Origin of the sequence: Brevibacterium pigmentatum, from assembly GCF_011617465.1 — a bacterium.
Taxonomy (GTDB): Bacteria; Actinomycetota; Actinomycetes; order Actinomycetales; family Brevibacteriaceae; genus Brevibacterium; species Brevibacterium pigmentatum.
The window spans coordinates 1988018-2011879 of record NZ_CP050153.1; the positions used below are offsets into that span (position 1 = coordinate 1988018).

Here is a 23862-nt window from a genome sequence, read left to right on the forward strand (position 1 = left end):
ATTAGACTGGTTCCATCCTATTGCTCGACACCGAGGAGTCACATATGCCGGTCTTCGCCGTCACCTATCACTACGGTCCCGATACCGATACGCGGATGGAGCACCGCCCCGCGCACCGTCAATGGCAGGCGGAGATGAATGAGGCCGGAACGATCCTCGCCTCCGGTCCCCTGGACAACGATCCGCAGCCGGGAGGTCTGCTGATCCTCCGCGCCGCCGACCGTGCAGAGGTCGAAGGGCACCTGGCCGCCGATCCCTATGCCTCGCTCGGTGTCATCGAGTCGACGGACATCCGCGAGTGGACTCCCGTGTTCGGGCCCTTCGCCCAGGGCTGAGCGGCCTCCTTCCGGTTCGGGTCTGCCCGGACGGAGCAGACCCGAACGGGGTCCGTCTCGAGAGATCGAGACGGACCCCGCTCGTTCTGTGCCGACACCGAGGCGGTGTCGGCACGACCGAATCCGATCGGCTCAGGCCTCTTCGGACTCGTCCGACTGGTCGGCGCTGACGTCCTTGAAGGAGATTCCGTCCTTCTTCATCTTCATCAGCGAGGCGATCGTGGCGACCGCCATGGCGAGGACGATGACGGTCAGGGACAGCCACGTCGGCACCTCGGGGATCGAATGTCCCCACGCCAGGAACTCCCAATCGCTCGAGTGCAGAGCGTGGATGATGAGCTTGATGCCGATGAACCCGAGGATCGCAGCGATTCCGTAGTGGAGGTACACGAGCTTGTCGACGAGCCCTCCGAGTAGGAAGTACAGCTGACGCAGCCCCATGAGGGCGAACACGTTCGCGGTGAACACGAGGAACGCATTCTGCGTGACGCCGAAGATCGCGGGGATCGAGTCGAGTGCGAACATCACATCGGTCGAGCCGATGGCGATGAACACGATGAACATCGGGGTCCAGTACTTCTTGTTGTCGTCGAGGGTCACCCGCAGCTTGTTGCCGTGGTATTCGTCGACGACGTTGATCCGCTTCCGTAGGAACCGGATGAGGCCGTTCTCGCCGTCGCCCTCGTCTTCGGAGCTGAAGGCCTGACGGTAGGCGACGATGAGGAGGAAGATGCCGAAGATGAAGAAGACTTCGACGAAGGCGCTGATGATCGCCGCACCCGCGAGAATAAAGATGCCGCGGAAAATGATGGCGATGATGATGCCGACCATGAGCACTTCCTGCTGGTACTTCCGCGGTACCGAGAAGCTGCCCATGATGATGATGAAGACGAACAGGTTATCGATGCTCAATGAGTACTCGAGCAGCCAGCCGGTGAGGAATTCGCTGCCGTGCTGGGCATCGCCGATGGCGAAGAGTGCGCCGGCGAAGATCAGAGCCAGGGCGACGTAGAACGCGACCCAGATGCTCGCTTCCCGCATCGACGGGGTGTGTGGTCGCTTGACGACCAGCAGGAGGTCGAAGACGAGGATCGCAACGACGATGATTCCCGAGGTGATCATGAACCAGACGGGAATCGGAGATTCGCTCGCTGCAGCGGCGCTGCCGCCGGCCGCGAGCGTGGAGGACAGAATATCCATGGATGCCTTTCGTGGTGAACAGGATGTATCCAGGTCGAAAGTCTCTCCCACGCGGTGAAGCTGCGTGCGCTCCGCGGCCGGACCCCGTGAGGGGTCGTGGTGACGACCGCGGATGGACGGGATACTCCCTTTCGCCAGCACACCAGTATAAACACGCAAGCATCACTCGCGCTTCACCGGTGCGGCTCAGGCGTGCCCGGCCTCCTTCATCTGACGCAGCTCCTGCTTGAGATCGGAGAGCTCATCACGCAGTCGCGCGGCGAGCTCGAACTGCAGCTCCGCGGCCGCCGTATGCATCTGCGAGGTCAGCGATTCGATGAGCTCGGTGAGGTCGGCAGCCGGCGGACGCAGCGAACCGGGCTTGCCGGCGGCTTCCCTCTGTTCGTCGGTCAGCGTCGAGTTGTAACCGCGCTTGCCCTTTCCGTAGTCGAATTCGGTGAGCAGCTCGCGGGTGTCCTCGTCTTCGCGCTGCAGACGTTCGGTGATGTCTGCGATCCGCTTGACCAGCGGTGCCGGGTCGATTCCGTGCTCTTCGTTGTAGGCGATCTGAATGGCCCGCCTGCGGTCGGTCTCGTCGATGGCGGTGCGCATCGAATCCGTGATCGTATCGGCGTACATGTGCACCTGGCCGTTGAGGTTACGTGCGGCACGACCGATCGTCTGGATGAGCGAGGTCGATGACCGGAGGAAGCCTTCCTTGTCGGCGTCGAGGATCGCCACGAGGGAGACTTCGGGAAGGTCGAGGCCCTCACGCAGCAGGTTGATGCCGACCAGCACATCGAACTCACCGGCCCGCAGCTCTGTGAGCAGTTCCACACGGCGAAGAGTGTCGACGTCGGAGTGGAGGTACTGGACGCGGATGTCGTGTTCGAGCAGATAGTCGGTGAGATCTTCGGCCATCTTCTTCGTCAGCGTCGTCACGAGCACACGCTCGTTCGCGTCGACGCGCGTCTTGATCTCATCGAGCAGATCGTCGATCTGGCCCTTCGTCGGTTTGACCTTGATCTCGGGGTCGACGAGGCCGGTGGGACGGATGATCTGCTGGACGTAGCCGTTGGAATTGCCGAGTTCGAAGTTGCCGGGGGTGGCGGACAGGTACACGCTCTGTCCCACCCGCTCCCGGAACTCGTCGAACTTCAGCGGCCGGTTGTCCATGGCACTGGGCAGGCGGAATCCATGTTCGACGAGGGTGCGCTTGCGCGACATATCGCCTTCGTACATGCCGCCGATCTGCGGCACCGTGACATGGGATTCGTCGATGACGAGGAGGAAGTCCTCGGGGAAGTAGTCGAGCAGACAGTTCGGCGCCGAACCGGGATCGCGACCGTCGATGTGCCGGGAGTAGTTCTCGATCCCGGATGTGAAGCCCATCGACTCCATCATCTCGAGGTCATAGGTCGTGCGCATCTTCAGCCGCTGCGCTTCGAGCAGCTTGTTCTGCGACTCGAACTCGCTCAGGCGTTTCTGCAGCTCCTCCTCGATCCCGCTGATGGCCGTCGCCATCCGGTTCTCACCGGCGACATAGTGGCTGGCCGGGAACACGTGGATGGTGTCCTCGTCGCGGACGATCTCACCCGTCAGCGGGTGGAGGGTCTGCAGCGATTCGATCTCATCGCCGAAGAATTCGATCCGCAGAGCGAGTTCCTCGTACTGCGGGATGATCTCGACGGTGTCTCCGCGGACCCGGAAGGTGCCGCGGGTGAAGGCCATATCATTGCGGGCGTACTGCATGGACACGAAGCGTTTGAGCAGTTCGTCCCGGTCGCATTCGTCGCCCTTGTGGAGGGTGACCATCCGGTCGACATACTCCTCCGGAGTGCCAAGACCGTAGATGCACGACACCGTCGAGACGACGACGACATCACGCCTGGTCAGCAGAGAGTTCGTGGCCGAGTGGCGCAGACGCTCGACTTCGTCGTTGATCGAGGAGTCCTTCTCGATGAACGTGTCCGTCTGCGGCACATAGGCTTCCGGCTGGTAGTAGTCGTAGTAGGAGACGAAGTACTCGACAGCATTGTTGGGCAGCAGCTGTCGGAATTCGTTGGCCAGCTGTGCTGCCAGTGTCTTGTTCGGCGCCATGATCAGCGTCGGTCTCTGCACCTGCTCGATGAGCCATGCCGTCGTCGCCGACTTGCCCGTACCGGTGGCACCGAGGAGGACGATGTCGCGCTCCCCCGCGTCAAGGCGTTCGGAGATCTCCTTGATCGCCGTCGGCTGATCACCGGAGGGCGAGTACTCGGAGACGACTTCGAAGGGCGCCACCTCGCGGGTGACGTCGGGGCGGTGGCCGATCGCTGGCAGGGGGCGTTCTGAGCTCATAGTCCAACCCTAGCCCCCGGCCCTGACATTGGGCAGGCCGGAGCCGGAACGAGGCCACCGACTGAATGCCTGGTGCCGTATGTCACCGCGTCAGTCGAAGCTGTCGGGAACGAGCCTGCGACGCATCTCGAGGAAGTACAATTCCTTCGACTCCGCATAGGTTCGCGTCATCTGCGCGTCCGTCACGCCTGCTGCCTTCGCTTCGGCGGCGAGTTCGCGCTTCACCTGCAGGTACCTCTCCCGCTCCCCCGCATCCTCGGTGAGCAGGTCCCGGAATGCTCGGGCGAAGTGCGCACCGACGGAGTCGGCTGTGCGCACATGCAGGTTGACGGCCCGACCAGGATCCGTGTTCGCGTGGAACCACTTCGGCTCGGTTCCGCCCTCGCCGAGGTGGTCACTCATCTCTGTGCCCGGATACCCGAGCTCGGCCAATCGAGGCTCCAGCTCCCGGGCGGCGATGAGATCGGGGACGAGGAGCTGCAGGTCGATGACGTCCTTGGCGGGCAGTCCCGGCACCGAGGTGGAGCCGATGTGTTCGACGGTGAATTCGTCGCTGGTGCCGTGCCTCAGCTTTGCGACCACTCGCTGTGCGTCACCTGCCCAGTCCGCGTCTGCGGGGTCGACGAGGTCCAGAACAGTTCGCGGGGCCCGCCGGCCGGCCGTGAGATTGGCGGCGAAAGGGCGGATCCGCGATTCGATGAGGTGTCCGACGGCAGCTTTCGTCTCCGCGACCGAACCGGAGTTGTCGATGATGACGTCACAGGCCGCGCGGCGGGTTTCGTCGTCGGCTTGGCGGGAGATCCGTGCGGCGGCGTCGTCGCGGCCCATTCCGCGGGAGTCCATGAGTCTGCGCAGCCGCACCTCGGCGGGCACATCGACGAGGAGGTTGAGGTGGTAGGCAGGTGTCATCGAGTTCTCGACGAGCAGCGGCACGTCGTGGACGACGATCTCGGCATCGGCGTGACTCGCGAAGTGTTCGGCCGTGCGGTCGCGGATCGCCGGATGCATGAGTCCATTGAGCTGTGCCGTGCGGTCGGAATCGACGAAGGCCGCCGATGCCAGGGCCGGTCGGTTGAGCGAACCGTCGGGCAGCAGCACCTCGGCCCCGAAGGTCTCGGCCAGCCTCTCGAGCAGAGGCTGTCCGGGTTCGACGACTTCGCGGGCGATCTTATCGGCGTCGACGAGCACTGCCCCGTGGTCGACGAGCATCGCGGACACCGTTGACTTTCCGGCGCCGATTCCGCCGGTGAGACCGATTCTCAGCATGGGATCATCCTACTGATCCAGTCGGTAGACCCGCACTCCCTCATCGGCGAAGATCGGATCGCCGACAGCGGCGTCGAGGAAGCCCGCGTACTCTCCATCGTCTCCCGGCAGGAGGGGGGCGTCGGGGGCGAGAACGATGAAGTCGACCCCGACTGCCCGCAGCTCAGCGATCGCCGAGGCGACTTCCGGGCTGTCCCCGTCCGGCATGGGCTCCCCGTCGAAGACGGAGCCGTGCAGCAGTTCGTCGAGGGCATCCTCGGGGGCGGAATAGGTCACCGGCGATTCCGGACTCGACCCGATGAAATAGCCTCCGGTCTCTCGGTAGCGGAATCCGCTCACCGACTGCCACACCATGGCTTGGTCGGCGTGGGGCTCGGCCCACGCGAGAGGGCGGGGGAAGGTCTTGACGACGGATCCGGCGGGGACCACCTCGGCGATGGATTCGGTGAAGAAGTCGGGAACGGTCACTTCGTGGGCGGTCTGTGGAGCGGGGAGGACGGCCACGGCGGCGAGGACGAGCAGGATGAGCAGAGCGCGGGCGCGACGCAGCCTCCGGTGCTGCAGCACCCATTGGAGACCGATTCCGAGCACCGCGAACAGCGCGATCGTCGAGTGGAGGACGAGGCGCATCGGCAGGATGTTGTTGAGGACGGGGATCGCTTCGATGAGGGCGAACGGACCGGTTTCGACGAATACCCGACCGCCGAGGAGGATCGGCGAGCCTAATGCCAACAGGAAGACGAGGAGGCCGGTTGCGCCGGCGATGCGCACCGGCAGAGCGTGATCGGATCGGCGTCCGAGGCAGGCGACGATGAGCACGGCGGCCACCAGCGCGGGTGCGCCGACGTATGCACCGAGTTCGGCGGGGTCGATGTCCATGATCCGCGGCAGCGGGGAGACCCCGGAACTCAGCCAGGCCGGCGCCGCGGGCAGGATCGGGTCGAGCAGGTCGGTGTTCCACACTCCGTGCGGGCGGATGGCGCCGGATGGGGCGTTCGGACCCGCCATGGTCACCAGCAGCGGGATCGCGCACAGCAGGGCGATGATCCCGGCGACGGCGGAGCCGAGCCCGAGAGCCAGCCAGGACCGGGCTCTGAAGAACCGTCGGCCGAAGACGGCGAGGCTTGCCAGGAAGCACAGTGCGGCGAGGAATGTTCCGGCCAGGACTTCGGTGGAGACGTAGAACTGGAATCCGAGGAGAAGACCGAACCCGGTGCCGAGCAGCCAGAGGCGACGGCGGCGCAGCGGTGAGCGACCGTGCTCGGTCGTGGTCCTTCCGAGGTCGAGGAGCGCGAGGATCGCCCACGCGGTCAGTGGCGGGGTGACGATATAGGCGAGGTTCGGGTGGCCGCCCAGTTGGGCGATGACATAGCTGGAGAAGCCGACTCCGCCGGCGGCGATGAATGCGGGCAGACGGTCGAGGAAGAGGCGGAAGAGCACCGCTGTGGCCAGGCTGCCCAGCACCGGGAAGGCGAGGATGAGCAGGTTGTAGCTCACGATGGGACCGGCCACCCACGTCACGGGAGCGAGCAGGATCGCGAAGCCGGCCAGGGAGGTGTTCCACGCCCCGTTGACTCCCCCGCCGAGGGCGTTCATCGATTCCGTGTACAGCAGCCTCCCGGTCTCCCCCGGTCCGAATCCGAGGCCGTCGGCGAGCACCTGTGCACCGTGTCCGAGCCACCAGATGAACAGGGAGGTGTCATCGTTGGAGGCGACGACGCTGCCGCCGGGATCGGCAGCGACGGAGCCGAAGACGGTCAGGCTGCCGACGCAGAGGATGAGGGTGTACCACAGCCAGGGGCGCAGGCGCGCCCTGATTGTGGGGGCATACACAAAGGGCTCCCGGCTTTCCGACCGGGAGCCCTTGTGGGAGCTGTTATCAGCTGCCTGCAAGCTTCTCACGCAGAGCTGCGAGAGCTTCGTCGCTGGCCAGGGTGCCCTCGTCGTTCGCCTCTTCGGAGGAGAACGATCCGGTGGCCGGAGCGGCTTCGGCAGAGCCGACGGCATCGGCTGCGGAAGCCTCGGCGTCCGCTGCGATGGCCTTGGCGACCTGCTTCTTGTGCTCTTCCCAGCGTTCCTGAGCGGCGGCGTACTGCTGCTCCCAGGTCTCGCGCTGAGCCTCGTAGCCCTCGACCCATTCGTTGGTCTCGGGGTCGAAGCCCTCGGGGTACTTGTAGTTGCCGTCCTCGTCGTACTCCTGCGGCATGCCGTAGAGAGCGGGGTCGAGGAACTCTTCGGCCTCGGGGTCGACGCCTTCGTTCGCCTGCTTCAGCGACAGCGAGATGCGGCGGCGTTCGAGGTCGATGTCGATGACCTTGACGTAGATGGTCTCGTCGACCGAGACGACCTGCTCCGGCAGATCCACGTGGCGCACGGCCAGCTCGGAGATGTGGACGAGGCCTTCGATGCCGTCTTCGACGCGCACGAACGCACCGAAGGGAACGAGCTTGGTGACCTTGCCCGGCACAATCTGACCGATGACGTGCGTGCGAGCGAAGTGCTGCCAAGGATCTTCCTGGGTGGCCTTGAGCGACAGCGAAACGCGCTCACGGTCCATGTCGACGTCGAGGACCTCGACGGTGACCTCGTCACCCACGGTGACGACCTCACCCGGGTGATCGATGTGCTTCCAGGACAGTTCGGAGACGTGGACGAGTCCGTCGACACCACCGAGGTCGACGAACGCACCGAAGTTGACGATGGAGGACACGACACCAGGACGGACCTGGCCCTTCTGCAGGGTCTGCAGGAAGTCGTGGCGGACGGCCGACTGGGTCTGCTCGAGCCAGGCGCGGCGCGACAGGACCACGTTGTTGCGGTTCTTGTCGAGCTCGATGATCTTGGCTTCGACCTGCTGGCCGATGTAGGGAGCGAGGTCGCGGACGCGGCGCATCTCGACCAGGGATGCGGGCAGGAAGCCGCGCAGTCCGATGTCGACGATCAGGCCGCCCTTGACAACCTCGATGACGGTGCCGGTGACAACGCCGTCGTCTTCCTTGATCTTCTCGATGTCGCCCCAGGCGCGCTCGTACTGAGCACGCTTCTTGGACAGCATGAGACGACCCTCTTTGTCTTCCTTCTGAAGGACGAGGGCTTCGATGTCGTCCCCGACCTCGACGACTTCGCCGGGATCGACATCGTGCTTGATGGAAAGCTCACGTGCGAGGATGACGCCTTCCGTCTTGTATCCGATGTCGACGAGGACTTCGTCACGGTCGACCTTGACGACTTCGCCCTCAACGATGTCGCCATCGTTGAAGTACTTGATGGTCTCATCGACGGCGGCGAGGAAATCCTCAGCGGTTCCGATGTCGTTGACAGCGACCTGCTTCGGCTGCACCGATTCCGGCGTGGTGGTGGTCATATAGGTAGGGACTCCGATGGAATATTGGTCCAGATCCGGTACCCTGGCGGCAGGTCGTGTAAGTTGCCGCAAGAACCGAATCCGGTCTCGATTGCGAATTTGGACTTGTATGCACAGGCGCATACGGTTGTCAATGCTAGCACCTTTTCAGGCGTGAATGCACGCCGAAGAGTCGAATTATCACCACCTGGGGCCACGGAGGAACCATGAGCGAAGGAACTGACGGAGCCGAGGTCATCAGCGGTGGCTATCTCCCCATCGACGAAGAGGCTTCAGTCCGGGCCAATCGCAGCTATTGGGACAACTCTGCCGAGGAGTACCTGGCCGAACACGGCACGTTCCTCGGCGCTTCGGATTTCATCTGGTGTCCGGAGGGAATTCACGAATCCGATGTCCGCCTCCTCGGCGACGTCGACCGGAAGCAGGTGCTCGAGGTCGGCTGCGGTGCCGGTCAGTGCTCCCGGTGGCTGGCCGAACAGGGAGCGATCACCACGGGCGTCGACGTCTCCGCCGGAATGCTCGAACAGGCCTCACGTCTGCAGCGGGAACATCCCCTGACCACCGAGGCGACTCCCCCGACATTCCTCCTCGCCGATGCCCGACAGCTGCCGTTTGCGTCGAACAGCTTCGACGGTGCGTTCTCCTCCTATGGGGCCCTGCCCTTCGTCAAGGACGCCGAAGTCGTCTTCGCCGAGGTGGCCAGAGTGCTGCGCAGGGGCGGGCAGTGGGTCTTCTCGACGACCCACCCGATGCGGTGGATGTTCCCCGACGTCCCCGGTGAGGCCGGGCTGACCGTCGAGTATTCGTATTTCGATCGCACTCCGTACGTCGAGCTGTCCTCGGACGGTCAGCCGGTCTACGCCGAGCATCACCGGACGATGAGCGACTGGGTCAGCCTCCTCGTCGACGCCGGCTTCACGATCGATTCGGTGACCGAACCCGAATGGCCGGAAGAGAATCGGACCGCTTGGGGCGGCTGGTCGCCGCTGCGGGGGGCGCTCATGCCCGGCACCGTGATCTTCTCCACCACTCTGAACAAGGACTGAGGCGCCGCCCAGCCGAGCACTGAGGCGAACGCTCGGTCAAGCAGCGCCGCGCGCAACAACCTCGTTCAAGCGCCAGCTCGCATTTGGACAGGTACACGCCGCGTTAAGTGGGCGCGGCCTTGATCGAGCACGGGCAGCATCGATTTCTGCGCTGGCCCTTGAACGAGGAACGCTATAGCGCTCAGCCGGTCAGTGGGCGGCGGCGTGCCAGGAGCGACCGGTGCCGACGTTGACGTCCAGGGGCACATCGAGTTCGAATGCCGAACCCATCTCCTCGGTGACGATGGTCCTCACCTCATCGATCTCGTCGGGACGGACGTCGACGATGATCTCGTCATGGACCTGCAGCAGCATCGGCGACTGCAGGTCTTTCAGCCGCTCGGCGACCTTGAGCATGGCGATCTTCATGATGTCGGCGGCCGAGCCCTGGATCGGTGCGTTGAGTGCGGCGCGTTCGGCCATGTCGCGCAGCTGCCGACGGTCGCTGTGGAGAGCCGGCAGATAGCGGCGGCGGCCCATGATGGTCTCCGTGAACCCCTTCGCCCGGGCCTGTTCGACGATGTCGTCGAGGTAGGCCTTGACCGCTCCGAAGCGTTCGAAGTACTGGTCCATCAGCCCCTTGGCTTCGTCGACGCCGATCGCCAGCTGACGAGAGAGCCCGTAGGCGGAGAGCCCGTAGACCAGCCCGTAGGACATGGCCTTGACCTTCGAACGCATCTCCGAGTCCACTTCGTCGATGCCGACGCCGAAGACCTTCGAGCCGACATAGGAGTGGAGGTCCTCGCCGTCCTTGAACGCCTGGATGAGCGCGGCGTCTCCGGACAGGTGAGCCATGATGCGCATTTCGATCTGCGAGTAGTCGGCGGTGAGCAGAGTCCCGCCCGACACCTCGGGGTCGGCGATGAAGATCTCCCGGATGCGGCGACCTGATTCGGTCCGCACCGGAATGTTCTGCAGGTTCGGGTCCAATGACGAGAGCCGACCGGTGGCGGCCACGGTCTGCTGGTACGTGGTGTGGATGCGGCCGTCGTCGGCGACGGTCTTGAGCAGTCCGACGACCGTCTGCTTGAGCTTCGTCGAATCCCGGTAGGCCAGCAGGTGCTGGAGGAAGGGGTGTTCGGTCTTGACGAACAGTTCGGCCAGCGCTTCGGCATCCGTCGTATAGCCGGTCTTCGTCCGCTTGGTCTTGGGCATATCGAGCTCGTCGAAGAGCACGGTCTGCAGCTGCTTGGGAGATCCGAGGTTCACCTCGTGGCCGATTGCGTCGTAGGCCCCCTGAGCGCTGGCTTCGGCCTGCTTGGTGAATTCGTCGATGAGGTTCGACAGTCCGGCCTCGTCGACAGCGATTCCCGTCGCTTCCATGCGCGCGAGCACGGGCACGAGCGGCAGCTCGATCTCGCGGTACACCTGCGTCATGTTCGCGTCGTCGACGGCTTTCGCGAGCACCTCGTGGACTTCGAGAAGGGCGGCGGCGCGCTGGCCGTGCGTGGTCACTGCGACATCCGAGTCGAGAGCGAGGGCGAGCTGCCCGGAATCGGATTCGGGTTCGCTGAGGTCGATTCCGGCGCGATCGGCGGCGATCTGCCCAAGCTCGTACGCACGGGCATCGGGGACGAGGAGGTAGGCGGCGAGAGCCGTGTCCCCGGCGATATCGGTCACGGACAGTCCTATCGACTCCCACGCCTTGATCTGCAGCTTCGAGCTGTGGAGGATGAGCGAATGCCCGCCCAGTGCGGAGCCGAGCTTGCCGACGGCTTTCTGCCCCGCCTCGGCGAGGTCGACGACCCACGCCTGCCCGGGTTCGGCGGAGACCGCGAGGGTCCGTGCCTGACCATGGCCGAGTTCGAAGGTGGCATCCGAATCGAGCGCCAGCACATCGTGGTCGGAGATCTTCGTCATCAGTGCGTCGATGTCGACGGTCTCGATGCTCGTCTCCCGTGTCGGTGCCGGCTCGGATTCGGTGCCGGCTTCGGGGAAGATCGCGGCCAGACGTTTGCCGAGGGCTTGGAACTCGAGCTGATCGAACAGGCTCGACAGCTCGGTCGGGTCGCCTTCGCCCCACGCCAGGTCATCGAATTCCAGCCCCAGGTCGACGTCGTCGAGGAGGCGGTTGAGTCGATAGTTCCGCTCCACCTCGGTGATGTGGTCGCGCAGCTTCTCCCCGACCTTGCCGCCGATCGACTCTGCGTTCTCCAGCACTCCGGGCAGGTCGCCATGGGCGGTGAGCCATTTGGCGGCGGTCTTGTCACCGACTCCGGGCACGCCGAGCAGATTGTCGGCCTTCTCACCGACGAGAGCGGCCAGTCCTCGGTAGTTCGCGGGACTGACCCCGTACTTCTCCTCGACCGCGGCCGGAGTCATCCGGTTGAGATCGCTGACTCCGCGCTTCGGGTAGAGGATCGTCACCTTGTCGGTGGCGAGCTGGAACGAATCCTTGTCACCGCTCATCACCTCGACGACCGCACCGGCCTCGGTCCCCATCCTCGCCATCGTCGCCAGGGCGTCATCGGCCTCGAAGCCCTCCTTCGTCACGACCCGGATGCCCATCGCCGTGACGATGTCCTTGATGAGGTCGATCTGCGGGTGGAACTCGGGCGGAGTCTTCGCCCGGCCGGCCTTGTACTCGGGGTATTCCTCGAGTCGGAAGGTCTGGCGTCCGAGGTCGAAGGCCACGGCCACATGGCTGGGCTCTTCGTCGCGGAGGACGTTGATGAGCATGGAGATGAAGCCGTAGATGGCGTTCGTCGTCTGACCGGTGCTGGTCGAGAAGTTCTCGACCGGCAGGGCGTGGAAGGCCCGGTAGGCCAGGGAGTGTCCGTCGATGAGCAGGAGGGATTCGTTTGAGTGACTCACATGGCATAGCCTAGCGTTCGAAGCTGACTTGAAGGAGAACCGATGCTGCGTCCCGACGTGTCCCTGAACGCTCACACCACACCTGAGGAGATCGACACGCTGCTCGAGCAGCTGCGTGCGCCGGGTTCCGGGGGTGAGCTGGCCGAGAGGATGGGGATCGAGTTCGTCGAACTCGCCCACGACCATGTCACGGCCACGGCTCCGGTCGTCGGCAATCGGCAGCCGATGGGTCTCTTCCACGGCGGCGGCCATGTCGTTCTCGCCGAATCGCTGGCCTCGATGCACTCGTATCTGCTCTCCGGCGGCAAGAACGTCGTCGGGGTCGATCTCAATGCCACTCATCTGCGTGCCGCTCGTGAGGGTGTGGTCACCGGACGCGCCGAGGTGCTCCATCAGGGACGCACGATCGTCTCCCATGAGGTGAAGATGACCGACGAGGCGGGAAAGCTGCTCTCGATCGTGCGGATCACGAACATGATCCTGAAGACCGAACCGAAGGGCTGAGGAACCAGCCTCCACGACGAAAACAGAGCGAAAGCCCACACACGACGAAAGCAGAGGGCCGGCGAATCCATTTCGGATTCGCCGGCCCTCTCTGGTTCCGGGTTCGGACCTGTCTGGTCCGGGGGCGTTACTTCTTCGTGCCGATCTGCTTGAGCACGGTCTCAGCGACTTCGCGCATCGTCAGGCGACGGTCCATCGAGGTCTTCTGGATCCACCGGAAGGCCTCCGGTTCGCTCAGCCCCATGGAGGTCTGCAGCAGGCTCTTGGCGCGCTCGACGAGCTTGCGGGTCTCGAAGCGTTCGGTGAGATCGGAGATCTCCGATTCGAGCGAGCTGATCTCGGCGTGACGCGACAACGCGATCTCCAGCGCCGGGATGAGGTCCGCCGAGGTGAACGGCTTGACGACATAGGCCATGGCGCCGGCATCGCGGGCACGCTCGACAAGCTCCTTCTGCGAGAAGGCGGTGAGCAGGACGACGGGGGCGATGCGGGCGCGAGCGATGCGTTCGGCCGCGGAGATTCCGTCGAGGATGGGCATCTTGATGTCCATGACGACGAGGTCCGGGCGCAGCTCCTCTGCCAGGCGGATGGCGGATTCGCCGTCCGCAGCTTCACCGACGACGTCGTAGCCGACTTCGCGGAGCATTTCTACGATATCGAGACGAATCACGGCCTCGTCTTCGGCCACGACTACGCGGCGGACCGGCACGGACTCATCTGAAGTTGATTCTTCGCTGTTTGAAAGCACGGCACCAGTCTAGACCAGCCGCTCAGCGTCATGGACAGCGGACTGCTAAGTTTCTTCTGTGAGGGTCCCCACGGCCGGTGACGGTGGCCACCGGAGGGCATCCTCGGCGGGTGGCGATTGTGCAATCGGTCCGCGCGCGCAGTAGAATCGTCCCCGTTGCACAGGCGGTGCCTAAGGGCATCGCTCGTGACGAGCCGGATTGGCGGAATCGGTAGACGCGGTGCACTCAAAATGCATTGTCGAAAGACGTGCGGGTTCGAGTCCCGCATCCGGTACAGACGAAGGCACTGTCGACCATGATGTCGACAGTGCCTTCTGTGTTCCCCGGCGGCGGGTTCGCAGTCTGTGGAGCGCAGATCGAGAGTGACGACTTCCGTCCCGTGCTGACGCGCTGCCTGGATGAGCGCTGCCATCAGCCCCTTCCCCACGCCTCTCCCCTGCGCTTCCGGAGCGACCGCGACCTTTTCGATGTCGACGTGAAGTCGGAAGGTGGGCCGGGTGTACCGAGTCCAGTACGCGAACCCCGTGATCTCGTCGCCGTGACGAGCGATGGCCGCCGCGGTCTCCCCGGACTCGGCTCCAGCAGCCAGGCGCTCGACGAGTTCGCCGATCTCCCCGGTCGTGGGTGCGGTGACCCAGCCGAGTGCCGCTCCCCCATCGACAAGGCGGCCGAGCAGCGATGTCACCTGTCGGACATCGTGCTCGGCCAGTCCCGCGGCGGGGAGGAGATCAATTCCGGCTGCGGGCCTCCTCGGTGAGGGGCTCCTCGACATCTGCGTCCTCTTCGGTCGGAACGTAGCCGTTGATGCGCGGGGCATCGTAGCGTTCGACGTCCAGGATCTCATGCCGCTTGGCCACGATGGCCGGGACGAGCGCCTGACCGGAGACGTTGAGCGCGGTGCGGCCCATGTCCACGATCGGCTCGATGGCCAGGAGCAGTCCGACGCCCTCGAGCGGCAGACCCAGAGTCGACAGGGTCAGGGTGAGCATCACGGTCGCACCCGTCGTGCCAGCCGTGGCAGCCGAACCGATGACGGCGACGAAGATGATGAGCAGATACTGGATGAGGGAGAGGTCGATGCCGAAGAACTGGGCGACGAACACCGCGGCGATGGCCGGGTAGATCGCAGCGCAGCCGTCCATCTTCGTCGTCGCACCGAAGGGCACGGCGAAGGCGGCGTAGGAGTGGGGCACCCCGAAGTTGTCGGTGGCGACCTTCTGCGTCACGGGCATGGTGCCGATCGACGACCGGGAGACGAAGCCCATCTGAGTGGCCGGCCAGACTCCGGAGAAGTACTGGCGCACCGACAGCCCGTTGGCGCGAGCCAGGGCCGGATAGACGATGAAGAACACGATCGCGAGGCCGATGTAGACGGCGACGACGAACCACAGCAGCGACCCCATCGTGGACCAGCCGTAGGAGTTCACGGCGTTGCCGATGAGGCCGAGCGTGCCGATCGGGGCGATGCGCACGATCCACCAGACGACCTTCTGCACCACGGCCAGGGCCGCCTCGGTGAACTGGAGGAACGGCTCTGCGGCCTTACCGACCTTGACCGCGGCGATGCCGATGGCACCGGAGACGATGATGAGCTGGAGGATGTTGAAGTTGACCTCGGAGGTGACCGCTCCGGACTCATCCGGTCCGGTGGCCACCTCGAGCCCGAGGAAGTTCACCGGGATCAGTCCGGTGAGGAAGCCGAGCCAGCTGCCCTGGGAGTCGGGTGCACCGGCGTTGAGCGAAGCGGCATCGGCGTGGGCGCCGGGCTGCATGACGACGCCGATGATGAGTCCGAGGATGACAGCGATGAGGGCGGTGAGGGCGAACCACAGCAGCGTCGACATTGCGAGCCTGGCGGCATTGGTGACCTTGCGCAGGTTGCCGATGCTCGCGATGATCGCGGTGATCACCAGCGGTACGACGGCGGCTTTGAGCAGGGTGACGTACGACGAGCCGATGGTGTCCAGGGTCTGGCCGAGCCAGTTGTCAGTCGTTTCGCTGACCGGTCCCCATGAGCGGGCGATGAGCCCGAGGATGACACCGGCGATGAGTGCGATGGTCACCTGCACTCCGAAGGACTTGCTCCACGCGGGCAGTCTCATTGAATTCCTCTCCTAGCGGGTCCTCCCCTTTTGGGATCCGCAGGGAGGATTAGGCAACAGAGAGCACAACTGTTGAGCAATCCTTGAAATTCCGCGATTCGCTGTGATCTGTATCCCAGTCCGGAAGCACAGACGCCGGCGGCGCCTGTCTCGTCAATACAGGGCAGGCGCAGCCGGCGCTTCGGCTGGGAGTCGGTCAGTGGCGGGGCGAGTGGCCTTCGCGCACGATCGGCACCTCACGGGTGATGGGCGCTTCGGCCACGACTCCGTATCCGGCCAACGGGTCCTCCTCGGAGTCCGAGGCGTCCTGATAGGCGGCAGTCACGCCCTTAGCGGCATCACCGATGGTGTGGATGCGCAGGGCGTTCGTCGAGCCAGGGATCCCGGGGGGCGAACCGGCAACGAGGATGCTCTGGTCGCCTTCGCGGGCCGTTCCGTCGGCGAGGAGCACAGCGTCGACCTGTCGTGCCATCTGGTCGGTGTGGCGCACGGTCTTCACGAGGTACGGCCGGACTCCCCAGGTCAGCGCCAGCTGGTGGCGCACCTGCGGGTCGGGTGTGAAGCCGAGGATCGGCCAGGCCGGACGCAGGCGGGACATGCGTCGCACGGAGTCGCCGGTCTGCGAGAAGGTGCACAGCAGGTCGATATCGAGTTGCTCAGCAATCTGCACGGCCGCCGCGGTGACGGCTCCGCCCTTCGTGTGCGGGACGGTGCCCAACGGCGGAATCCGTTCGAGGCCGTGCTCCTCGGTGGAGCTGATGATCCGGCTCATGGTCCGGATCGCCTCGACCCAGTGGGCACCCACCGAGGTCTCACCGGAGAGCATGAGCGCATCGGTGCCGTCGAGGACGGCGTTCGCGCAGTCGCTGGCTTCGGCACGGGTAGGCCGCGGTGCATCGATCATCGTCTCGAGCATCTGCGTGGCGACGATCACGGGCTTGGCCTGCTGGCGTGCGATCTCGACGGCCCGCTTCTGCACGATCGGCACCTGCTCGAGAGGCAGTTCGACGCCGAGGTCGCCACGGGCGACCATGATTCCGTCGAAGGCGTCGATGACCTCATCGAGCTGGTCGACGGCCTGCGGCTTCTCGAGCTTGGCGATGACAGGAGCGGTGATTCCGACTTCGTCCATGACCGCACGGACATCGTTCATGTCCTCCGGGCTGCGGACGAAGGACAGGGCGACCCAGTCGAAGCCGAGCTGCAGACCCCATTTGAGGTCGTCGACGTCCTTCTCCGACAGCGCGGGGACGGATACCGGGACCCCGGGGAGGTTGATGCCCTTGTGGTTGGAGATGGTGCCGCCGATCTCGACCTCGGTGACCACGTCGGTATCGGTCACCTCGGTGGCGCGCAGGCGCAGGCGCCCGTCGTCGATGAGCAGCGGATCGCCGACGGAGACGTCTTCTGCCAGGGTCGGCAGGGTCGTGGCTACGAGTTCTGCGGTGCCGGGGACGTCACGGCTGGTGATGGTGAACGTGGCGCCTTCGACGAGCTCTTCCTTGCCGTTTGCGAAGGTGCCTACGCGGATCTTCGGCCCCTGGAGGTCGAGCAGGACGGCGACGGGGCGTCCGGTGTCGAGGGCGGCCTGGCGGACCCAGGCGAACTTCTCTTCGTGCTCTTCTCGTTTTCCGTGGCTGAGGTTGAATCGGGCGACATCGACGCCTTCATCGACGAGCTCGCGGATCTCTTCATAGGAGTTCTGGTTCGGACCTAAAGTTGCGACTATCTTTGCACGCCTCATACGCTCCACCCTACCTAAAGTCTCAGCGGGCGGTCACCACCGCTCTCCGCTGGTCACGAGCGGTGTGAGTGCGGCACTTCGCTGTGCCGCACCACCGCCGCTTCTCATTGTCTGACATGCATCATCTTAGCATTTGAACCCTTCGTCGGCAGGTCGGACGGGCGCCGGCAGTCTCGTCGATCCGGTGAGGAACCGGTCGACCTCGGCGGCCGCCGCACGTCCCTCCGCGATCGCCCACACGATGAGCGACTGTCCGCGTCCGGCATCGCCGGCGACGAAGACTCCCGGCTCAGCCGCGTAGTCCTCGGCTCGTGTGAACGCCCCTCTGGCTCCCGCTTCGAGCTCGATCGCGTCGGTCTCCGGTCCGCTGAAGCCCAGCGCGAGCAGCACGAGATCGGCGGGGATGACGTGCTCGGTGCCCGGTGTGGGGACGCGGCGGCCGTCGGCGAACTGCGTCTGCGCGACTTCGATTCCGCAGACCTTGCCCGAATCGTCACCGACGAACCGTGTCGTCGAGGCCAGGTAGCGCCTGGTTCCGCCCTCTTCGTGTGAGGATTGCACCTCGAAGATCCGCGGGACGGTCGGCCAGGGCGAGCTGGCATCGCGGTCGACCGGCGGCTGGCTGCCGATGGCCAGGGTCGTCACCGAGGCGGCTCCCTGGCGCAGAGCGGTGCCCAGACAGTCGGCGCCGGTGTCTCCGCCGCCGATGATGACGACGTGCTTGCCGGCCGCATCGATGAGCTCGCTCGGGTCCGCCGCCGAGGTCGCCTCGGCCGCCTGAGCTCTGTTCGACGGCACGAGGTAGTCCATGGCGAATTCGATGCCGTCGAGTCCGCGTCCCGGCAGCTCCATATCGCGGGGCACGGTGGCACCGGTGGCCACCAGCACCGCGTCGAACCGGGTCTGCAGAGCCGCGAAGTCGATATCGCGGCCGATTTCCACGCCGGTTTCGAACCGAGTCCCCTCGGCACGCATCTGCGTCAGCCGGCGGTCGATATGGTGCTTCTCGAGTTTAAAGTCCGGGATCCCGTAGCGCAGCAGCCCTCCGAGGCGGTCCTCGCGTTCGAAGACGACGACGGTGTGCCCGGCCCGGGTCAGCTGCTGTGCCGCGGCGAGTCCCGCCGGCCCGGAACCGACGACCGCGACGGTGTGCCCGGTGATCCGGTCGGGGACGACCGGGGTGATGAGTCCGGCGGCGAATCCGTCGTCGACGATGGAGACCTCGACCTGTTTGATCGTCACGGCAGGTTGGTTGATGCCGAGGACGCAGGCGTTCTCACAGGGGGCAGGGCAGGCCCGACCGGTGAACTCGGGGAAGTTGTTCGTCGCGTGGAGCAGCTCCACGGCACGCGGCAGCTCCCCGCGGTACATGGCATCGTTGAACTCCGGAATGAGATTGCCCAGCGGACATCCCTGGTGGCAGAAGGGCACTCCGCAGTCCATGCAGCGTGAGGCCTGTCGGCGCAGCTGTGCCGGATCGCCCTTTTCGTAGACCTCGGAGTAGTCCATAAGCCGGATCGGCACGGGCCTCCGGGCGGGGAGTTCGCGTTCGGTGGTGGTGAGGAATCCTCGCGGATCAGCCATGTGCGGCCTCCAGAATGGTCTGCCAGGTGTTCTCGGAATCGGCAGTTTCGCCGCGGTTCTCGAGCTCTTCCTGGATGTCTTTGATTCGCGCATAGGCGACGGGAATGATCTTGGTGAACCGGGACAGGATGTCCTGCCCGCGGTCGAGTCCGGCCAGCAGTTCGCCGGCCAGCGGAGAACCGGTCGCCGCGACATGGTCGCTGAGCAGTCTCTGCAGAATCGGCACATCGGAGTCGCCGATGCCGCCGAATCTGAAGACGCCAGCGGCTCGTTCCTTCGGGTTGAGTCGACTGGGGTTGAAGTCGAGGACGAAGGCCGTGCCTCCGGACATCCCGGCCGCGAAGTTGCGTCCGGTGGGTCCGAGGATGACCGCCACTCCCCCGGTCATGTATTCGAGTCCGTGGTCTCCGATGCCTTCGACGACGGCTTCGACGCCCGAGTTGCGTACGAGGAATCTCTCGCCGACCGTTCCGGACAGGAACATCGACCCGGCGGTCGCGCCGTAGCCGATGACGTTGCCGGCGATGACATTGTGTTCCGGTCGGGTGGAGTTCTCCGGGCGCGGCGCGACGCTGATCGTGCCGCCCGACAGTCCCTTCCCGACGTAGTCATTGGCGTCGCCGCGCAGATTGATGCTCACACCGCGCGGCATGAAGGCGCCCAGGGACTGGCCGGCCGTGCCGTTCAGGGATACGCGCACGGTTCCCGAGGGTAGCCCGTCCGCGCCGTGGGCCTGAGTCACTCGGTGGCCCAACAGGGTGCCGACCGACCGGTCCGTATTCTCCACCTCGGCATTCAGGTGCACCGGGGAGCCGGCAGCGACAGCCGCTCCTGCCTGCTCCAGCAGTCGAACGTCGAGTTCGCCCGCGAAGTCACGTGGTGTGCGCGTCTGGCTCACCCTCGCCGAGGCGGGAGCGCCGTCGAGATCGGTCGGAACCGTCAGGATCGGGGTCAGGTCGAGATCCAGTCCCGAGGCAGCCGCCCGATCTGCGTCGATGCGCAGACGTTCGACGGCGCCGATCGCCTCGTCAAGGCTGCGCAGTCCCAGCTGTGCGAGGTAGCCGCGGACCTCCTCCGCGATGAAGGTGAAGAAGTTCACGACGTGGTCGGCCTGACCGTGGAACCGTTCGCGCAGCTTCGGGTTCTGCGTGGCCACGCCGACCGGGCAGGTGTCCTGGTGGCAGACCCGCATCATGATGCAGCCGGAGACGACGAGGGCAGTGGTGGCGAAGCCGAATTCCTCTGCCCCGAGCAGGGCGGCGATGATGACGTCGCGACCGGTCTTCAGCTGCCCGTCGACCTGAACGCTGATCCGTTCGCGCAGACCGTTGAGCACAAGAGTCTGCTGGGCTTCTGCCAGTCCCAGCTCCCACGGAGTTCCGGCGTGTTTGAGCGAGTTGAGAGGGCTGGCGCCCGTGCCCCCGTCATGGCCGGAGATGAGCACGACATCGGCTCCGGCCTTCGCCACTCCGGCGGCCACCGTCCCGACTCCGATTCCGGAGACGAGTTTGACGTGGACGCGGGCGGCCGCATTGGCCCGACCGAGGTCGTGGATGAGCTGAGCGAGGTCTTCGATGGAATAGATGTCGTGATGCGGCGGCGGCGAGATGAGACCGACCCCGGGCGTGGCGTGGCGGGTCTTCGCGATCCACGGGTACACCTTCTCCCCCGGCAGCTGACCGCCTTCGCCGGGTTTGGCACCTTGGGCCATCTTGATCTGCAGGTCGTCGGCGGCGGTGAGGTAGTGGCTGGTGACGCCGAACCGACCGGAGGCGATCTGCTTGATCGCCGACCGACGTTCCGGGTCGAGCAGGCGCTCGGTGTCCTCGCCGCCCTCGCCCGTATTCGACTTTCCGCCGATCCGGTTCATCGCGATCGCCAGCGTCTCGTGTGCTTCGGCCGACAGCGAGCCGTAGCTCATGGCCCCGGTGGAGAAGCGACGCATGATGGCTTCGGCGGGTTCGACTTCGGAGATGTCGATCGGTCCCGATTCAGTCGGGACCAGGTCGAAGAGCCCGCGCAGAGTCATCAGCTCGGCGGACTGTTCGTCGACGGCACGCGTGTACTGGCGGAAGATGTCGAAGCGACCGGTCGCCGTCGAATGCTGCAGTTTGAAGATGGTCTCCGGGTTGAACAGGTGCCCCGGGCCCTCCCTCCGCCACTGGAATTCTCCGCCGACGAGCAGGTTCCGGTGCGCCGGACGCGGATGGTCCTCACGATAGGCGTCGGCGTGCCGCGCCGTCGTCTCGGCCGCGATATCGTTCAGCGTCTTGCCGCCGAGCTGATGCGGGGTCGAGGTGAAGTGCTCATCGATGACCGAATCCGCCAGTCCGAGGGCTTCGAAGGTCTGCGCCCCGTGGTAGGACTGGACGGTCGAGATGCCCATCTTCGACATGATCTTCAGCAGGCCCTTGTTGAGCGCCGTGAGCACATTGGACACCGCCGCCTCGGCGCTGATGCCCCGGATCCTCTCGGACTTCACGAGGTCCTCTGCCGACTCCATGAGCAGGTACGGGTTGACCGCCGAGGCTCCGAAGGACACGAGGGTCGCCGCATGGTGGACCTCGCGGACGTCTCCGGCCTCGACGATGATGCTCACCTGGGTACGGCTGCGCTCGCGCACCAGGTGATGGTGCAGGGCCGAGGTGAGAAGCAGCGACGGGATCGGTGCGTATTCCGAATTCGACTCCCGATCCGTGAGGATGAGGAACACGGCCCCGTTCGCGACTGCGGCGCTCGCCTCCGCGCACAGTTCCGCGAGGCGTCGGGCCATCGCGTCCTCACCGGCGCCGATCGGGTACAGCCCCGACAGCGTCACCGACGGGCGTGTGATTCCCTCGCCGAGGTGGCTGCCGGCCAGGTGCGCGATCGCCGTGAGTTCGTCGTTGTCGATCACCGGCCGCTCGAGCAGGATATGGGCGGAGTCCGGCCCGGTGGAGCACAGCAGGTTGCCTTCGCGGCCGATTCCCGCCGACATGCTCGTGACGATGTCCTCGCGGATGGAGTCCAGCGGCGGGTTCGTCACTTGGGCGAAGTTCTGGTGGAAGTGGTCGAAGAGCAGCCGAGGGCGGGTACTCAGCGCCGCGATCGCGGTGTCGCTGCCCATCGCGCCCAAAGGTTCGGCCCCGGTTTCGGCCATCGGGGCGATGAGCACACGCAGCTCTTCCTCCGTGTATCCGAAGGTCCGCTGTCGTCTCCGAACCGAGGCGCCGGGGTGGCTGACGTGGACGCGGGTGGGCAGTTCGGCCAGTCGGGTGGCCGAGGCGTCGACCCAATCCCGGTAGGGATGTTCGGTGGCGAGGCTGTTCTTGACCTCCGTGTCGGAGATGATGCGTCCGGCCTCGACATCGACGAGGAACATCCGGCCCGGAGTCAGTCGTCCGCGGGCGGTGACCTCGGCTTCCGGCAGGTCGACGACTCCGGCCTCGCTGGCGAGCACGACGGTGTCCTCGGTCATGATGTACCGGGCCGGGCGCAGGCCGTTGCGGTCGAGCACGGCTCCGGCGAGTCGGCCGTCGGTGAAGGCGACGCAGGCCGGCCCGTCCCAGGGCTCCATGAGCAGCGAGTGGTATTCGTAGAAGGCCCGCCGCTCCTCGGACATGGCCGGGTTGTTCTCCCAGGCTTCGGGAATCATCATCAGCATGGCCTGCGGCAGCGACCGGCCGGAGGCGACCATGAGTTCGAGTACCGAGTTGAAAGAGGCGGAGTCCGAGGCTCCGGCGGGAATGATCGGGAAGATCCGCTCGAGTCCCTTGGACGTCCCTGCGACCGGAGATTCGAGGAGGTCGCTGGCCAGGGCGGATTCGCGTGCCTGCATCCAGTTCCGGTTGCCTCGCACCGTGTTGATCTCGCCGTTGTGGGCGATCGTGCCGAACGGCTGTGCCAGCTGCCAGGAGGGAAAGGTGTTCGTCGAGAACCGCGAGTGGACGAGAGCGATCGCCGAGGTGAGGCGTTCGTCGCCGAGTTCGGTGAAGAAGCGGTCGAGCTGAGCGGTCGAGAGCATGCCCTTGAACGTCAGCGTCGTCGGCGACAGGGACGGGAAGTAGAGTCCGGCGTTGTCGAGCCGCTTGCGCACGATGAAGGCTCGTCGGGCGAGGTCGTTGTCATCGCGGGCTGGGTGGTCGGCGTCGAGGCCGAAGAACACGTAGCGCATGGACGGCATGGTCTCGGCGGCGATCCGACCGAGCACTCCGGGGTCGACGGCCGCGGGTTCCACGTGGAGGACCTGCAGTCCCTCTTCCGCCGCGATCCTGGACACGAGTGCGTCCTGGTCGACGCCTGCGGCGTCAACGTTGAAATCGGGCTGCGTCTCCGCGGTGAGCGGGGCGGTGACGGCGTTGAGATCGGCTGCGTAGTCCTGAGCGAAGAAGCCGATGCCCATGGCATAGCTGCCCGGCGCCGGAAGTGAGATTCCGGATTCGCCGAGAACGGCGGCGAAGTAGTCGTGCGGGATCTGGATGGTCAGTCCGGCACCGTCTCCGGTCCCGTCGTCGGAACCGATTCCGCCGCGGTGTTCGAGCCTGCGCAGAGCGTCGAGGGCCTGGGTGATGACCGTGTGGTCGGCTCCACCCCTGTAACGGGCGATGAGGGCCAGACCGCAGTTGTCGTGTTCGAGCGCCGGATCGTAGAGCCCGATGCGGCCAGGTGGGGCCGTGGTCTTGGGGGTCGACTGAGCGCTGTGGTTCATATGCTGCCTTCTCGGTGTTGAGTGCTTCCCGAAAAGACGGCGCTGTCCCTTGCGGTGTGGACAAGTTCGAAAAACAGCGTTTCCGAACCCGGCTGTGAGATCACTCTCA

At 65.3% G+C, this 23862-nt stretch carries 14 protein-coding genes, 1 tRNA gene and 1 pseudogene; 4 read left to right on the forward strand and 12 right to left on the reverse strand.

All coding sequences use genetic code 11. The features are described 5' to 3' along the window. The first annotated feature begins 44 nt into the window (after positions 1-44). Complete coding sequence (locus GUY30_RS09080; protein WP_167196472.1) at positions 45-335, forward strand: YciI family protein; 291 nt, start codon at positions 45-47, stop codon at positions 333-335. A gap of 132 nt (positions 336-467) precedes the next feature. Here the strand turns inward: GUY30_RS09080 and GUY30_RS09085 are convergent, their stop codons facing one another. The 5 genes from GUY30_RS09085 to rpsA form a co-directional block, all read right to left on the reverse strand. After that, entirely contained in the window at positions 468-1535 is a 1068-nt protein-coding gene (locus tag GUY30_RS09085) for a TerC/Alx family metal homeostasis membrane protein (protein ID WP_167196475.1), read from the reverse strand. A gap of 186 nt (positions 1536-1721) precedes the next feature. Further along, positions 1722-3854, reverse strand: a complete 2133-nt coding sequence (uvrB, locus tag GUY30_RS09090; RefSeq protein ID WP_228281210.1) for an excinuclease ABC subunit UvrB — start codon at positions 3852-3854, stop codon at positions 1722-1724. A gap of 90 nt (positions 3855-3944) precedes the next feature. Next, a complete protein-coding gene (gene coaE / locus GUY30_RS09095; RefSeq protein WP_167196478.1) occupies positions 3945-5120 on the reverse strand; it encodes a dephospho-CoA kinase in 1176 nt (391 codons plus the stop codon). Between the two features lie 9 nt (positions 5121-5129). Then, on the reverse strand, positions 5130-6953 hold the full coding sequence (locus tag GUY30_RS09100) for a hypothetical protein (protein ID WP_228281211.1): 1824 nt from the start codon (positions 6951-6953) through the stop codon (positions 5130-5132). A gap of 46 nt (positions 6954-6999) precedes the next feature. After that, positions 7000-8484: a 30S ribosomal protein S1 gene (gene rpsA / locus GUY30_RS09105; RefSeq protein ID WP_167196481.1), complete on the reverse strand. Its 1485-nt coding sequence runs from the start codon at positions 8482-8484 to the stop codon at positions 7000-7002. Between the two features lie 206 nt (positions 8485-8690). Here rpsA and GUY30_RS09110 point away from each other — a divergent pair, with 206 nt between their 5' ends. Beyond that, a complete protein-coding gene (locus GUY30_RS09110) occupies positions 8691-9530 on the forward strand; it encodes a class I SAM-dependent methyltransferase (protein ID WP_167196484.1) in 840 nt (279 codons plus the stop codon). Positions 9531-9719: 189 nt separating this feature from the next. Here GUY30_RS09110 and polA read toward each other — a convergent pair whose 3' ends face one another. Beyond that, positions 9720-12383 (reverse strand): DNA polymerase I, encoded by a 2664-nt coding sequence (gene polA / locus GUY30_RS09115; protein ID WP_167196487.1) that lies wholly within the window; start codon positions 12381-12383, stop codon positions 9720-9722. A gap of 42 nt (positions 12384-12425) precedes the next feature. Between polA and GUY30_RS09120 the strand changes: the two genes are divergently transcribed. Continuing rightward, positions 12426-12887: a PaaI family thioesterase gene (locus tag GUY30_RS09120; RefSeq protein ID WP_167196490.1), complete on the forward strand. Its 462-nt coding sequence runs from the start codon at positions 12426-12428 to the stop codon at positions 12885-12887. Positions 12888-13014: 127 nt separating this feature from the next. Here GUY30_RS09120 and GUY30_RS09125 read toward each other — a convergent pair whose 3' ends face one another. Then, positions 13015-13635, reverse strand: a complete 621-nt coding sequence (locus GUY30_RS09125) for an ANTAR domain-containing response regulator (RefSeq protein ID WP_373284070.1) — start codon at positions 13633-13635, stop codon at positions 13015-13017. A 193-nt stretch (positions 13636-13828) separates the two neighbouring features. Here GUY30_RS09125 and GUY30_RS09130 point away from each other — a divergent pair. Further along, positions 13829-13910: transfer RNA gene (locus tag GUY30_RS09130), tRNA-Leu, on the forward strand. 129 nt (positions 13911-14039) lie between these two features. Here the strand turns inward: GUY30_RS09130 and GUY30_RS18185 are convergent. The 5 genes and pseudogenes from GUY30_RS18185 to gltB all read right to left on the reverse strand — a co-directional run. Beyond that, positions 14040-14480 (reverse strand): annotated as a pseudogene (locus tag GUY30_RS18185) (N-acetyltransferase family protein); the annotation flags it as partial. Next, positions 14365-15738 (reverse strand): dicarboxylate/amino acid:cation symporter, encoded by a 1374-nt coding sequence (locus GUY30_RS09140; RefSeq protein ID WP_167196493.1) that lies wholly within the window; start codon positions 15736-15738, stop codon positions 14365-14367. The gene GUY30_RS09140 and the pseudogene GUY30_RS18185, both read right to left, overlap by 116 nt. Before the next feature lie 196 nt (positions 15739-15934). Further along, positions 15935-17482 (reverse strand): pyruvate kinase, encoded by a 1548-nt coding sequence (pyk, locus tag GUY30_RS09145; protein WP_167196496.1) that lies wholly within the window; start codon positions 17480-17482, stop codon positions 15935-15937. Between the two features lie 126 nt (positions 17483-17608). Next, the gene (locus GUY30_RS09150) at positions 17609-19066 is read right to left on the reverse strand and encodes a glutamate synthase subunit beta (RefSeq protein WP_167196502.1); all 1458 of its coding nucleotides are present in this window, start codon (positions 19064-19066) and stop codon (positions 17609-17611) included. Continuing rightward, positions 19059-23753: a glutamate synthase large subunit gene (gene gltB / locus GUY30_RS09155; protein ID WP_167196505.1), complete on the reverse strand. Its 4695-nt coding sequence runs from the start codon at positions 23751-23753 to the stop codon at positions 19059-19061. The genes GUY30_RS09150 and gltB overlap by 8 nt, the downstream gene beginning before the upstream one ends. Positions 23754-23862: the final 109 nt, after the last annotated feature.

Excerpts from the sequence above, each read along its gene's own strand:
- GUY30_RS09080 (WP_167196472.1), top strand. The coding sequence starts at position 45 with ATGCCGGTCTTCGCCGTCACCTATCACTACGGTCCCGATACCGATACG.
- GUY30_RS09085 (WP_167196475.1), bottom strand. The coding sequence starts at position 1,535 with ATGGATATTCTGTCCTCCACGCTCGCGGCCGGCGGCAGCGCCGCTGCA.
- uvrB (WP_228281210.1), bottom strand. The coding sequence starts at position 3,854 with ATGAGCTCAGAACGCCCCCTGCCAGCGATCGGCCACCGCCCCGACGTC.
- coaE (WP_167196478.1), bottom strand. The coding sequence starts at position 5,120 with ATGCTGAGAATCGGTCTCACCGGCGGAATCGGCGCCGGAAAGTCAACG.
- rpsA (WP_167196481.1), bottom strand. The coding sequence starts at position 8,484 with ATGACCACCACCACGCCGGAATCGGTGCAGCCGAAGCAGGTCGCTGTC.
- GUY30_RS09110 (WP_167196484.1), top strand. The coding sequence starts at position 8,691 with ATGAGCGAAGGAACTGACGGAGCCGAGGTCATCAGCGGTGGCTATCTC.
- GUY30_RS09120 (WP_167196490.1), top strand. The coding sequence starts at position 12,426 with ATGCTGCGTCCCGACGTGTCCCTGAACGCTCACACCACACCTGAGGAG.
- GUY30_RS09140 (WP_167196493.1), bottom strand. The coding sequence starts at position 15,738 with ATGAGACTGCCCGCGTGGAGCAAGTCCTTCGGAGTGCAGGTGACCATC.
- pyk (WP_167196496.1), bottom strand. The coding sequence starts at position 17,482 with ATGAGGCGTGCAAAGATAGTCGCAACTTTAGGTCCGAACCAGAACTCC.
- GUY30_RS09150 (WP_167196502.1), bottom strand. The coding sequence starts at position 19,066 with ATGGCTGATCCGCGAGGATTCCTCACCACCACCGAACGCGAACTCCCC.
- gltB (WP_167196505.1), bottom strand. The coding sequence starts at position 23,753 with ATGAACCACAGCGCTCAGTCGACCCCCAAGACCACGGCCCCACCTGGC.